Source organism: Streptomyces sp. SID486 (genome assembly GCF_009865385.1).
Taxonomy (GTDB): Bacteria; Actinomycetota; Actinomycetes; order Streptomycetales; family Streptomycetaceae; genus Streptomyces.
Genome location: NZ_WWJT01000104.1, coordinates 1 through 13475, shown reverse-complemented (window position 1 = coordinate 13475; position 13475 = coordinate 1). Strand labels below are relative to the sequence as shown.

Annotated in this window: 10 protein-coding genes; 3 read left to right on the top strand and 7 right to left on the bottom strand. The window is 72.2% G+C overall.

Annotated features, from left to right (window positions below; all coding sequences use genetic code 11):
* Position 1: 1 nt before the first annotated feature.
* The 4 genes from GT045_RS05430 to GT045_RS05415 all read right to left on the bottom strand — a co-directional run bounded on the left by GT045_RS05430 (position 2) and on the right by GT045_RS05415 (position 3584).
* Entirely contained in the window at positions 2 to 922 is a 921-nt protein-coding gene (locus tag GT045_RS05430) for an amino acid ABC transporter permease (protein ID WP_161296349.1), read from the bottom strand.
* Positions 919 to 1803, bottom strand: a complete 885-nt coding sequence (locus GT045_RS05425; RefSeq protein ID WP_161333445.1) for an ABC transporter substrate-binding protein — start codon at positions 1801 to 1803, stop codon at positions 919 to 921. The genes GT045_RS05430 and GT045_RS05425 overlap by 4 nt, the downstream gene beginning before the upstream one ends.
* Positions 1804 to 2171: 368 nt before the next feature.
* On the bottom strand, positions 2172 to 2828 hold the full coding sequence (locus GT045_RS05420) for an MBL fold metallo-hydrolase (RefSeq protein ID WP_161333444.1): 657 nt from the start codon (positions 2826 to 2828) through the stop codon (positions 2172 to 2174).
* 69 nt (positions 2829 to 2897) lie between these two features.
* On the bottom strand, positions 2898 to 3584 hold the full coding sequence (locus GT045_RS05415) for a maleylpyruvate isomerase family mycothiol-dependent enzyme (RefSeq protein WP_161333443.1): 687 nt from the start codon (positions 3582 to 3584) through the stop codon (positions 2898 to 2900).
* Positions 3585 to 3807: 223 nt separating this feature from the next.
* Here GT045_RS05415 and uvrA point away from each other — a divergent pair, with 223 nt between their 5' ends.
* Entirely contained in the window at positions 3808 to 6852 is a 3045-nt protein-coding gene (gene uvrA / locus GT045_RS05410) for an excinuclease ABC subunit UvrA (RefSeq protein WP_161333442.1), read from the top strand.
* A gap of 163 nt (positions 6853 to 7015) precedes the next feature.
* On the opposite strand, the gene GT045_RS05405 is transcribed toward uvrA, so the two are convergent.
* Positions 7016 to 7936 carry a carbohydrate kinase gene (locus tag GT045_RS05405; protein ID WP_161333441.1) on the bottom strand — a complete coding sequence of 307 codons (921 nt, stop codon included), beginning with the start codon at positions 7934 to 7936 and terminating at the stop codon, positions 7016 to 7018.
* Positions 7933 to 9060 (bottom strand): LacI family DNA-binding transcriptional regulator, encoded by a 1128-nt coding sequence (locus GT045_RS05400; RefSeq protein WP_161333440.1) that lies wholly within the window; start codon positions 9058 to 9060, stop codon positions 7933 to 7935. Before GT045_RS05400 ends, GT045_RS05405 begins: the two co-directional genes overlap by 4 nt.
* 724 nt (positions 9061 to 9784) lie before the next feature.
* On the opposite strand from GT045_RS05400, the gene GT045_RS05395 reads away from it, so the two are divergent.
* Positions 9785 to 10210 carry a Rieske (2Fe-2S) protein gene (locus GT045_RS05395; RefSeq protein WP_161333439.1) on the top strand — a complete coding sequence of 142 codons (426 nt, stop codon included), beginning with the start codon at positions 9785 to 9787 and terminating at the stop codon, positions 10208 to 10210.
* Positions 10211 to 10267: 57 nt separating this feature from the next.
* Here the strand turns inward: GT045_RS05395 and GT045_RS05390 are convergent, their stop codons facing one another.
* Positions 10268 to 11218: a hypothetical protein gene (locus GT045_RS05390; RefSeq protein WP_161333438.1), complete on the bottom strand. Its 951-nt coding sequence runs from the start codon at positions 11216 to 11218 to the stop codon at positions 10268 to 10270.
* Between the two features lie 521 nt (positions 11219 to 11739).
* On the opposite strand from GT045_RS05390, the gene uvrC reads away from it, so the two are divergent.
* Positions 11740 to 13475, top strand: a 1736-nt coding sequence (gene uvrC, locus GT045_RS05385; RefSeq protein WP_237538365.1) for an excinuclease ABC subunit UvrC, incomplete at its 3' end; no start/stop codon positions are given.

The window sequence follows — 13475 nt, the reverse complement described above, 5'->3', positions numbered from 1 at the left end:
CTCACGACGACCCTCCCTGGGCCCGCTGCCGGTCCATCCGCGCCGTCACCCAGTCGGTGAGCCGGGTCATCGGGATGGTCAGCGCCACGAACACCAGCCCCGCGACGATGTACGGCGTGTAGTTCAGGCTGCGGCCCACGATGATGTCGGCCGCCCGTACGGCGTCCACCGCACCGCCGATGGACACCAGACCGGTGTCCTTCTGCAGCGACACCAGGTCGTTCAGCAGCGGCGGCACCTGACGGCGCACCGCCTGCGGCAGGACGACATGGCGCAGCGCCTGCCGGTTGGTGAGCCCCAGCGAGCGTGCCGCCGCGCGCTGCGAGGGATGGACGGACTCGATGCCGGCCCGGAACACCTCCGCCACGTACGCCGAGTACGTCAGCGTCAGCGCCGTACCGCCGAGCATCACCGGATCGACCGTCACGCCCTGCAGCCGCAGCGCCGGTACGCCCAGGACCACGATCATCAGGTTGATGATCAGCGGCAGCCCGCGGAAGAAGTCGGTGTAGGCCGCCGCCAGCACCCGGAGGGGGAAGAACACGGGTCCGCGCAGGGTCCGCGCGACGGCGATCAGCATGCCGAGGACGAGGACGGCGACGCCGCAGACCAGCAGCAGACGGATGTTCAGCCACAGTCCTTCGAGGACCTTCGGGAACGCCTCGCGCGCGTAGTGGGCGCTGAAGAAGGTCTCCCTGGTGCGGGGCCACCCCGGGGCGTTGACGACGACCAGGTACAGCACGGCGGCCGTGACCAGGGTGGACAGGGCCGCGAGAGCCGTGGCGCGGCGCGCCCGCACGCGCCGGTGGCGCTCGCGTGCCAGGCGCCGCTCGGAGGGCACGTAGCCGTCGTCGGCGCCGCCGGCCATGTCACCCTTGTCGTCCGCCCCCTCCCGGGCCGACTCGTCCTTGGTGACCGTCACTTGAGCACCGGGGCGTCGACGGCGTCCGAGAGCCACCGCTTCTCGATCGCGGCCAGCGTGCCGTTCTCGCGCAGGGCGTCGACGGCGCCGGTCACGCACGGGGTCAGCGCGCTGCCCTTGTCCAGTACGAGCCCGAACTGCTCGGGCGTACCGCCCTGGTTCTCGAACTGGCCGACGATCCTGGCGTCGGTGACCTCGGCCGAGGTGATGTAGAAAGCCGTCGGCAGATCGGTGACGACCGCGTCGACCTGACCGTTCTTCAGCGCGGACTTGGCCTGGTCGTTCTTGGCGTAGACGGCGGGTTGCCGCGTCGGTTTCACGACGTCGGTGATGTAGTCGAGGCTCGTGGTGCCCACCTGCGCGCCGAGTCTGAGCTTCTTCAGGTCCGCGATGCCCGTCGCGCGGGCGCCCGCGCCGCCCTTGAGCGCGATGACCGCCTGGCGCACGTCGTAGTAGCCGGAGGAGAAGTCCACGGCCTTCCTGCGTTCGGCGCTGATCGACACCTGGTTGATGTCGAGGTCGAAGTTCTTCACCCCCGGGGCGAACGCCTTGTTGAACGGCACGCTCTGCCACACGACCGCGTCCTTGCCGTACCCGAGCTGCTTCGCCACGGCGTAGGCGACCGCCGACTCGAAGCCCTCGCCGTTGGCGGGCTTGTCGTCCTTGAACCAGGGCTCGTACGCCGGTTCGTCCGTCGCGATCGTCAGCTTCCCGGCCGTCCTGGTGGCGAGTGCGCCCCGGGCGCAGCTCTTCGCGGTCGACCCGGACGGGCCGGCCGACGCCTTCTCCTCGGGCTGCGGCGCACAGCCGACAGCGGTGGCGAGCAGGGCTACGGTGGCGGCGGCGACCGCGCGGCGCAGGGCGCGAGGGGCAGGGTGCATGGCGGGAGAGTGGCAGCGAACGCCCTGTCTGTCCAGGTCACAGCGGTAGGTGTCCGCATACTGGGAACGGGTGTTGCGGCGGTGTGAACGCGGCGGGCGTGGCTCACGCGCGCGTGCCCGGGCCTGGGCCGCCGGCCGAGGGCGGGGTGGTGACCGGCGGCCCCTACCGCGCAGGAGCCGTCATCCTGTGCGGGGCTGCCACCAGTTGACCGCAGACGCGCGCACTCCGGGAGTGGGCGCGGGGCGCTGGTACGGGCGAAGGATTCACACGGGGCGCGCGCCAAGGGGGTGCGCGCCGGGCGCGTGTGCGAGGCGCGCGCCCGGCAGAGGGCGCGCGCCCAGCGTGCGTGCAGGGGCCGGGCGTCCGCTCACCACCCGCGCGCGTGCCACTCCGGAAGATGCGGCCGCTCCGCGCCCAGCGTGGTGTCGTCGCCGTGCCCCGGATAGACCCAGGTCTCGTCCGGCAGCACGTCGAAGATCCTCGTCTCCACGTCGTGGATCAACCGGGCGAACGCCTTCGGGTCCTTGTGCGTGTTGCCGACGCCGCCGGGGAAGAGGCAGTCCCCGGTGAAGACGTGCGGGTGGCCGTGCGGGTCGTCGTAGACCAGCGCGATCGAACCGGGCGTGTGGCCGACCAGGTGGCGCGCGGTGAGTTCCACCCGGCCGACCCTGATGACGTCACCGTCGTCGACGAGCACGTCGGTGGGCACCGGGATGCCCTCGGCGTCGTCGCGGCCGGCGTACGTGCGCGCGCCCGTGGCGGCGACGACCTCGGCGAGCGCCTGCCAGTGATCGCCGTGCTGGTGCGTGGTGACGACGGACGCGATGCCGTCGTCACCGATCATGGCGAGAAGGGTGTGCGCCTCGCTGGCGGCGTCGATCAGGAGCTGCTCGTCGGTGGCCCGGCAGCGCAGCAGGTAGGCGTTGTTGTCCATCGGGCCGACCGCGATCTTGGTGATCATCAGGTCTTTCAGCTCGTGCACATCCGCCGGTCCGCCGACCTTGACCTCTCCGGAGTACGTCATGGCGGCAGCCTATAGCGGTCGCGTGCCGGCGGGTGGCCGTCCGGGCGGCCCGGCCGGCACGCGTGGGTCCTACAGCGGGGGCAGCTTCGGCAGCTCCCCGCCGTCCACCGTCAGTGCCGTCCCGGCACGGCGCCCGGCGAGCCAGCCCACCACGTCCGCGGGCCGCCCCGTGACGGTGACCCCGGGTGTGCCGCCCTCGCGCCCGGTGGTCCACACGCGCGTGCCGTCCGTCACGCGGGTCGCCGGGACGTCGGGGTGCCCGGAGAACCGCTGCGTGAGGAAGGCGGCCTCCCGCTCCAGGAACTCCGCCGGCAGATCCTCCAGCTCGTAGCCGATCCCGAGGTCGACGTGGTGCAGGTCCACCTCCGCCCACCGGCGGAAGGGCACCCGGGACGCGGAGTCGGTGACCCCGTTGCGCAGCTCCACCGTGCGGGACCAGTCCGCGGGTGCGTCCCCGGCCGCCTGGAAGCGGTCCGCGCTCTCCCGGACGTCGGCGACCTGGGCCTCCAGGGGGCGCGCGGCGTCGCGCGCGATGTCGGCGTCCCGCGCTTCGGCACTCGCGTACATGGGACGGCCCTGGAGGACGTTCACGAGCGCGTCCGCGTTCCGGGCGAGGTGGGCGAGGACGTGTCCGCGGCTCCAGCCCGGAAGCCGTGACGGCTCGGCGAGCGAGGCGTTGTCCAGTTCGGCGACCGCGGTGAGGAGCCGGTCGGTCGCTTCACGTACACAGGCCAGGTCATGGGCGTGATCCATCATGGCGCCGACCCTAGCCCGGCCACACCTTCGGGTGAAGGTGGTGGACCTCGCCCTCGAATCGAATGCACGTGCTATATCGTCGAAGACGGCGTCGGGCATGCTGGAAGGCCGGGGGTTGTTATGCAACCGGGCAATCCGACCGGCGTTGTCAGTGGCTCCCCCTAGTCTGAAGAAGCACAGGGGCTCGCCCCTGTCACTTCTCTCAAGAAAGGTGCGGACCGGCGTGGCCGACCGTCTCATCGTCCGTGGCGCGCGCGAGCACAACCTGAAGAATGTCTCGCTCGACCTGCCTCGTGACTCGCTCATCGTCTTCACGGGCCTGTCCGGGTCGGGCAAGTCCTCCCTGGCCTTCGACACGATCTTCGCGGAGGGCCAGCGCCGTTACGTGGAGTCGCTCTCCTCGTACGCCCGGCAGTTCCTCGGCCAGATGGACAAGCCCGACGTCGACTTCATCGAGGGCCTGTCCCCGGCCGTCTCGATCGACCAGAAGTCGACCTCGCGGAACCCCCGCTCCACGGTCGGCACGATCACCGAGGTCTACGACTACCTGCGACTGCTCTTCGCGCGCATCGGCAAGCCGCACTGCCCCCAGTGCGGTCGACCGATCTCGCGCCAGTCGCCGCAGGCCATCGTGGACAAGGTCCTGGAGCTGCCGGAGGGGAGCCGCTTCCAGGTGCTGTCCCCGCTGGTGCGCGAGCGCAAGGGGGAGTTCGTCGACCTCTTCGCCGACCTCCAGACCAAGGGCTACTCCCGCGCGCGTGTGGACGGCCAGACCGTCCAGCTGTCCGAGCCGCCGACCCTGAAGAAGCAGGAGAAGCACACCATCGAGGTGGTCGTGGACCGCCTCACGGTGAAGGACTCCGCCAAGCGCCGCCTCACCGACTCCGTGGAGACGGCCCTCGGGCTGTCCGGCGGCATGGTCGTCCTCGACTTCGTGGACCTCCCCGAGGACGACCCCGAGCGCGAGCGCATGTACTCGGAGCACCTGTACTGCCCGTACGACGACCTGTCCTTCGAGGAGCTGGAGCCCCGCTCCTTCTCCTTCAACTCGCCCTTCGGCGCCTGCCCCGAGTGCACCGGCATCGGTACGCGCATGGAGGTCGACCCCGAACTGATCGTCCCCGACCCGGACAAGTCCCTGGACGAGGGCGCGATCCACCCCTGGTCGCACGGGCACACCAAGGACTACTTCGGCCGTCTGATCGGCGCCCTCGCGGACGCGCTCGGCTTCCGCACCGACATCCCCTTCGCCGGCCTCCCGCAGCGCGCCAAGAAGGCGCTGCTCAACGGTCACAAGACACAGATCGAGGTCCGCTACCGCAACCGGTACGGCCGCGAACGCGTCTACACCACGCCTTTCGAAGGCGCGGTGCCGTTCGTGAAGCGCCGGCACAGCGAGGCCGAGAGCGACGCCAGCCGTGAGCGCTTCGAGGGCTACATGCGCGAGGTGCCGTGCCCCTCCTGTGAGGGCACGCGCCTGAAGCCGATCGTCCTCGCGGTCACGGTCATGGAGAAGTCGATCGCCGAGGTCTCCGCGATGTCGATCAGCGACTGCGCGGAGTTCCTGGGCAAGCTGAAGCTGAACGCCCGCGACAAGAAGATCGCCGAGCGGGTCCTGAAGGAGGTCAACGAGCGGCTGCGCTTCCTGGTCGACGTCGGCCTCGACTACCTCTCGCTCAACCGCGCGGCCGGCACCCTCTCCGGCGGCGAGGCCCAGCGCATCCGTCTGGCCACCCAGATCGGATCCGGACTCGTCGGCGTCCTGTACGTCCTGGACGAGCCGTCCATCGGTCTGCACCAGCGGGACAACCACCGTCTGATCGAGACCCTGGTCCGCCTGCGCGACATGGGCAACACCCTGATCGTCGTGGAGCACGACGAGGACACGATCAAGGTCGCCGACTGGATCGTGGACATCGGCCCCGGCGCCGGCGAGCACGGCGGCAAGGTCGTCCACAGCGGCTCCGTGAAGGAGCTGCTCGACAACGCCGAGTCGCAGACCGGCGCGTACCTCTCCGGGCGCAAGGCGATCCCGCTCCCGGACGTACGGCGTCCGCGCGACCCGTCCCGGCAGCTCACCGTGCACGGCGCCCGCGAGAACAACCTGCAGGACATCGACGTGTCCTTCCCGCTGGGCGTCTTCACGGCCGTCACCGGTGTCTCCGGATCCGGCAAGTCCACCCTGGTCAACGACATCCTGTACACGCACCTGGCCCGTGAGCTGAACGGCGCCCGGAGCGTCCCCGGCCGGCACACGCGCGTGGACGGTGACGACCAGGTCGACAAGGTCGTGCACGTCGACCAGTCGCCGATCGGCCGTACCCCCCGGTCCAACCCGGCGACGTACACCGGCGTCTTCGACCACATCCGCAAGCTCTTCGCCGAGACCACCGAGGCGAAGGTGCGGGGCTACCTGCCCGGCCGCTTCTCCTTCAACGTCAAGGGCGGTCGCTGCGAGAACTGCGCGGGCGACGGCACCATCAAGATCGAGATGAACTTCCTCCCGGACGTCTACGTCCCGTGCGAGGTCTGCCACGGCGCCCGGTACAACCGGGAGACCCTGGAGGTCCACTACAAGGGCAAGTCCATCGCCGAGGTGCTGAACATGCCGATCGAGGAGGCCATGCACTTCTTCGAAGCGGTCCCGGCGATCTCCCGTCACCTGAAGACGCTGCACGACGTGGGGCTCGGCTACGTCCGCCTCGGCCAGTCCGCCACCACCCTCTCCGGTGGTGAGGCGCAGCGCGTCAAGCTCGCCAGCGAACTGCAGAAGCGGTCCACCGGACGCACGGTCTACGTCCTGGACGAGCCGACCACCGGTCTGCACTTCGAGGACATCAGCAAGCTGCTCACGGTTCTCGGCGGACTGGTCGACAAGGGCAACACGGTCATCGTCATCGAGCACAACCTCGACGTGATCAAGACCGCCGACTGGCTCGTGGACATGGGCCCGGAAGGCGGTGCCGGCGGCGGTCTGGTGGTCGCCGAGGGCACGCCGGAGGAGGTCGCCGGGGTCCCGGCGAGTCACACCGGCAAGTTCCTGCGGGAGATCCTCGGCGCCGACCGCATCAGCGACGCCGAACCGGTGAAGGCGCGGCGCGGTGGTACGACGCGGAAGACGGCCGCCGCCAAGTCCCCGGCGAAGAAGACGGTGACGGCCAAGGCCGACAGCACCGCCACCAAGAAGGCCGCCGCGGCCACGAAGAAGGCGACGGCCGCGAAGAAGGCGACGCCCGCGAAGAAGACGACGCGTTCCCGCACGGCCTGATCCGGTCGCCTGACACCGCATCAAAAATCCGGCGCCCCGCGGGAACTCCCCGCGGGGCGCCGCTCGTTCCACTGTCAGCCAGCCCGGCCCCGCCGTGCGAGACCTCCCCGCGTACCGCAGGCCCGGCCGCACCTTGTCAACAGCACAGGGAAAGACAGACCGCTCAGAGCCCGGTGGGCTCACCCAGCTCCGCGGCGAACGGCGGTTCGGCCCCCGCGCGCGAGCAGGTGACCGCCGCCGCCCGTGCCGCGAAGCGCAGCAGCCGGGCCCAGCCCTCCGTCCCGAGGGCGGCGAGCGCTTGCGGCGACAGCGCGTCCCGCACGGCGAGCCCGTGCAGCAGGGCCGCGTTCACCGTGTCACCAGCGCCGATGGTGTCCACCACATCGACCTTCTCACCCGGCACGGAGCACTCACCGCCGTCCCGGGTGAACACGGTCAGCCCGTCACCGCCCCGCGTGACCACCACGGCCGCCGGTCCCGCGGCCAGCCACTCGCGCGGGGTGCCGCCGAGCCATGCCGCATCCTCCGCGGACAGCTTCAGCAGCGTCACCGAGGGCAGCCAGCTCCGGAAACGCTCCCGGTAGGCGTCCGCGTCCGGGATAAGCCCCGCCCGGACATTGGGGTCGAGGGCGGTGAACACCCCCTGTCCGGCAGCGGTACGCATCAGCTGCTCGTAGGCGCTCGCCCCCGGTTCCAGGACGAGCGAGCAGGTACCGAAGGACACCGCGCGCGCACCCGCCGGAAGCGCGGCGGGTGCGGCGAACAGACGGTCGGCGGTGCCGTCGACATAGAAGGAGTAGGCGGCCGAGCCGCCGGCGTCGATCGTGGCCACGGCGAGAGTCGTCGGCTCCGGCCCCCGCTGCACGCCCGAGACGTCGACCCCGGCCCGCCGCAGCCCGTCGAGCAGGGCCTCGCCGAAGGCGTCGTCCGACGTCCGCGAGCAGAAGGCGGTGGGCGAGCCCAGCCTGCCGAGAGCCACGGCGGTGTTGTACGGGCCGCCGCCGAGCGCCGGCTTCAGGGCCGCGAGGGCGCCGGGGCCCTGCGGTACCAGGTCGATCAGTGCCTCTCCGGCGACGACGATCACGGGGTGGTTCCCTTCTCGGACAGCGTGGATGGTGCGGTGGGCCCGGCCGCTCCCGGACGGTCCGGCTCCTCCGGGCAGCCGCAGGACGTGCGGTGGACGAACGAGCACGGCAATCGGACCGTCCGGGCCGGCCGGTCCGGCTCGGCCAGCCGGTCCAGGAGCACCCGGACGGCCTGGGCGCCCAGCTCCCGGCTGGGCTGGGCGATGGCGGTCAGCCGCGGCGAGAACAGGTCGGCCCAGGCGAAGTCGTCGAAGCAGCACAGGGCGAGGTCGTCGGGGACGGACCTGCCGAGCCGGCGCAGAGCGCGCAGGGCACCGATGGTCATGGCGTTGTTGGCGGTGACGAGCGCCGTGGGCGCACCGGGCAGGCCGAGCAGACCGGTCGTGGCCCGCTCGGCGGTCTCCGACTCCGAGTCGCCGCAGACGACGAGGCGGCCGTCGTACTCCAGGCCGGCGGCGCCGAGGCCCTCCCGGTAGCCGGAGACGCGCTCACCGGTGGTGCTGAGTCCGGGCAGGCCGGCGATCAGCCCGATCCGGCGGTGCCCCAGCCCGGCGAGATGGGTGACCAGCAGCGCTGTCGGTCCGGCGTTCTCGGCGCAGACCTGGTCGAAGCGCGGCGGAGCCGGGGAGGCGGCGGCCCCCGCGGCGCCCGGCGGGACGTCCTCCGCGACGTGTGCGTCGATGAGCCGGTCCAGGAAGACCGTCGGTACCGCGTGGCGGCGCAGGTAGCCGACGAGGCGACGCGGGTCGGCGGAGGGGGCGGCGATCATGCCGTCCACCCGGCGTTCGTGCAGCAGCCGCACGACCTTGTGCTCGTGCCGGGGGTCGTCGTGCGGATCGGCGACGAGCAGGCCGTAACCGGCTCGCAGGGCGGCGGCCTCGACGCCCTGCAGGATCTCGGTGAAGTACGGGTTGCTGACGGCCGACACCGCGAGACCGATGGAGCGGGTGCGCGAGGTCACCAGGGAGCGGGCCAGCGTGTTGGGGGTGTAGCCGAGGACCTCGACGGCGTCGAGCACGGCCTGGCGGGTATGGGGGAGTACCGGGCGCGTGTCATTGAGGACATGGGAGACGGTCGCCACGGAGACTCCGGCGCTCCGGGCGACATCCGCCATGGTGGCCATCGCGCTCCCTTCCTCAGTGGGCGGGCCGACGCGTCCTGAGCCGGCGGGCCGACGCGCGCGGCTCCGGCCGGACCCCGCCGGCCCGTGACCACACGGCCCGCACCGGTCTGCACACCGATCACCTGAACCCGTCGCCCACAACTGGCCTCACCGGACGACCTGCCCGGCGCGCTCGGCTGCCGTCGGGCCGGACGCTATCCCATGGTCCGGTCCCACGTAAACGCTTGCGCAAGCGATTACGCGAGGACCGGACCGATCACACCCCGTCCACGACGCCGGTGACCGTGCCGGTCACGTCCCCTACGGAACCACCGCTCGCCGCATCGGCCCGCCGCCCGCCGCGCTGGTTCTCCGCTCGCCGCATCGGCCCGCGGCCCGCTGCACCGGTTCTCCGCTCGCCGCACCGGTCCGCCGCCCGCCGCATCGGCCCGCCGCTCGCCCACCGATCTGCGGCCGCCCCACCGATCCCGGCGCCCGAGCACGGATCCGCCGCCCGCCGCCCACACTCGACCCACGGACACCCGCCACCCACCCTCCGGCTGCCGACGCCCGCCACCCCGGCTGCCGACGTCGCCACCCGTACCCGGCGCACGCCAGGCCCGGCACCGCACCCCGGCTCGGACGTCCGCACTCCGGTCGGGACCCCCGTGCGGCCCCGCCCCGGCTCCGGTTTCTCTGCCCCGGTATCGTCGCTCTGCACACCCCTTGACCAGTGGAGTCCCAGATGCCCAGCAACTCCTCCGCGAGCCGCCGTACCGTCCTTCGAGGGGCCGCCGCGGTCCCGGTCGCGGGGCTCGGCCTGGCCGCGTGCTCGGCCCCGGAGGGCAGCTCGGTGGCGGCCACTCCCACCGCGCCCGTGGACCTCGGTACGGAGGGCGAGGTCGCGAAGGGTGGGGCGAAGCTCTACCGGGACCACAACGTGGTGGTCAGCCGGGACAGGAACGGCGCCCTGAAGGCGTACAGCACGATCTGCACGCACGCGGGGTGCCCGATCGACAATCTGCAGGGGACGACCCTGATCTGCCCCTGCCACGGCAGCGAGTTCGACGCCGTGACGGGCAAGGTGGTCCATGCGCCGGCCACCCAGCCTCTGACCGAACTGGCGGTGAAGGCGGCGAACGGCAGGATCATCGCCGGTCCGGCGGACTGACCGGAGCAGGCGGGATTACCGGAACCGCGGTTCAGCGGTCCGCCGACGGGAGTCGGCTCACTCCCAGTCCCAGGCGATCCCCAGGATTCCCGGCCGGATGCGCGGCTCGACCAGATGGGCGCAGTGGTGGGGCCCGGTCACGGGCAGTTCCTGCCGGCCGCCGCGCGGGGCCGCCGCGGAGTGCTGGGTGAACCGGTGACAGCGCACCGGCAGCGCGGCGGCGTCGAACCGTACCTGGACCGCGTACTGGCCGCCGGGGAAGCCGAACCGGCGGAGGTACTCGCGGCACGTCCCGGCGGTACCGTCCTCGATGCGGTACCGGAAGAGGAAGGTGTCGCCGGAGCGCAGCCGGGTGCCGAAGAGCAGTTCGGCCACCAGCAGGCCGGTGTCCTGGTCCCAGCGGAGGCGGCCGGTACGGCAGTTCTCCAGGGCGTCCACGGTGACGCGGCGCGGATCGCAGCCCGGATCCCCGTGGTGGACGACGACGAAGCGGTCGACGCCGTCGCGGTGGGCCCGCACGATGTGGTGGGCCTCACGGCTCGCCAGCTCGCGCCGGGCGCCGATCCGGACGCATTCGTGGTGCCCCAGGGTGTGCAGTCCGCCGTCCAGCGACCAGCCGAGGTCGGCGGTGAGCCGGTCCAGGACGTCCGAGGCCTCGATCAGGGAGCGGTAGGAGCGGCCGGCCGGGCGGCGGCCGGCCGTCGCCCGCTCGTCGGCCTCGGCGAGCAGCCGGATCAGCGACTCGTCCGGCAGCTGGAGGATCTCCTCCAGTGCCCGTACGGCCCGCAGCGACTCCGGGCGCTGCGGGCGGCGAGCGCCCTGCTGCCAGTAACTCAGGCTGGTGACGCCCACTTTGACGCCGTGGCGCGTCAGATGGTGCTGCACGCGCTGCAACGGCAGTCCGCGGGCGGCGATCGCGGCGCGCAGCGCCACGTGGAAGGGGCCGCCCCGCAGGGCCGTGTCCAGTTCCGCGGTGGGGACGTCCGCGTGTTCTGTGGCATGCCGCATGCCGACGGGCCTTTCTGTGAGGTGTCGCTACGGCTGGTCAGACCGCCTGTGCGGGTGTGCGGGGCCACCCCCGTGGGCGCCGCGGACGCCCGTGGGCGGGCCACGCCGCGCCCGCACACATGTGTGCACGGCCCCGAGTTCCCCCGCATTGAAGCGTGTTGACCAGAACCCGACAACACCTCGGGGGCCGCCCGTTCCGGACGACTGGCCGGACCTCGCCGTCCGGCGGCGAGCGGACGAGCCCCGCGCGGGCTGCCCCGCGCGCTGTCCTCGGCCGGGCCGCGAGCACGCCGGCGGGAGGTGACGGGAGGCGTGGCCCGGCATGGCCGTGACCCGTCCGCAGGACGCGCCGGGGTGTCCCGGACCACGGCGCCCGGGGCGGGGCGTACCACCGCGGAGCGAGGGGGCCGGCGGCCGCACGGGCCGGTAGCACGCGCCGGCCCGGGGTGGTCCGGCGCACGGGTGCCGGCGTTGTCCACAGGCCCGACGCGGTGTCGGTGCTCGCCAGTAGGGTGTGAGACATGGCCGACCCCTCCAGCTACCGCCCCAGGCCGGGTGAGATCCCGGACTCCCCGGGGGTGTACAGGTTCCGCGACGAGCACCGCCGGGTGATCTACGTCGGAAAGGCGAAGAGCCTGCGCCAGCGCCTGGCGAACTACTTCCAGGACCTGGCGAACCTGCACCCGCGCACCCGGACGATGGTGACGACCGCCGCCTCCGTGGAGTGGACGGTGGTGTCCACGGAGGTCGAGGCACTCCAGCTGGAGTACTCCTGGATCAAGGAGTACGACCCCCGGTTCAACGTCAAGTACCGCGACGACAAGAGCTACCCCTACCTCGCGGTCACGATGAACGAGCAGTTCCCGCGCGTGCAGGTGATGCGCGGTCACAAGAAGAAGGGCGTGCGTTACTTCGGGCCGTACGCGCACGCGTGGGCCATCCGGGACACCGTCGACCTGCTGCTGCGCGTGTTCCCGGTCCGCACCTGCTCGGCCGGCGTCTTCAAGAACGCCGCCCGCACCGGCCGGCCCTGTCTGCTCGGCTACATCGGCAAGTGCTCCGCGCCCTGCGTGGGCCGGATCACCCCCGAGGACCACCAGGACCTGGCCGAGGAGTTCTGCGACTTCATGGCCGGCCGCACCGGCACCTACCTCCGCCGCCTGGAGCAGCAGATGACGGAGGCGGCCGAGGAGATGGAGTACGAGCGGGCCGCCCGCCTGCGCGACGACATCGAGGCCCTGAAGAAGGCCATGGAGAAGAACGCGGTCGTCCTCGCCGACGCGACCGACGCCGACCTCATCGCCGTCGCCGAGGACGAGCTGGAGGCGGCCGTGCAGATCTTCCACGTACGCGGTGGCCGGGTGCGCGGCCAGCGCGGCTGGGTGACCGACAAGGTCGAGGACGTCACCACCGGCGCCCTGGTCGAGCACGCTTTGCAGCAGCTGTACGGTGAGGAGACCGGGGACGCGGTCCCCAAGGAGGTGCTGGTCCCGGCGCTGCCGGAGCCGGTCGAGCCGGTCCAGGAGTGGCTGACCGGCCGCCGCGGGGCGAACGTCTCGCTGCGCATCCCGCAGCGGGGCGACAAGAAGGCGCTCATGGAGACCGTGCAGCGCAACGCCCAGCAGGCCCTGGTCCTGCACAAGACCAAGCGCGCCTCCGACCTGACCACGCGCTCGCGTGCGCTGGAGGAGATCTCCGAGGCCCTCGACCTGGACAGCGCCCCGCTGCGCATCGAGTGCTACGACATCTCGCACCTCCAGGGCGACGACGTGGTGGCCTCCATGGTCGTTTTCGAGGACGGCCTGCAGCGCAAGAGCGAGTACCGGCGCTTCCAGATCAAGGGGTTCGCCGGTCAGGACGACGTCCGCTCCATGCACGAGGTGATCACCCGCCGCTTCAAGCGCTACCTCGCCGAGAAGGAGAGGACAGGGGAGTGGACCGACGGCTCGGACGCCCCCGCCCCCGACGCCCCCGCCTCCGACGTCCCCGCATCCGACGTCCCCGCCTCCGACGTCCCCGCCTCCGACGTCCCCGCATCCGACGTCCCCGCCTCCGACGTCCCCGCCTCCGACGGCTCCGCCTCCGACGTCCCCGCCCCCGGCGGCCCCCTCGCCGGCGGCCCGGCCTCCCCGGGCGCCCCGGCCTCCCCGGGCGCCCCGGCCACCCCCGACGGCACCGGTGCACCCGACGGCACCGGCACGCTCACGGACGCGATCGCCGGGACGGACGCGCTCGCCGGGACGGACGCGCTCGCCGG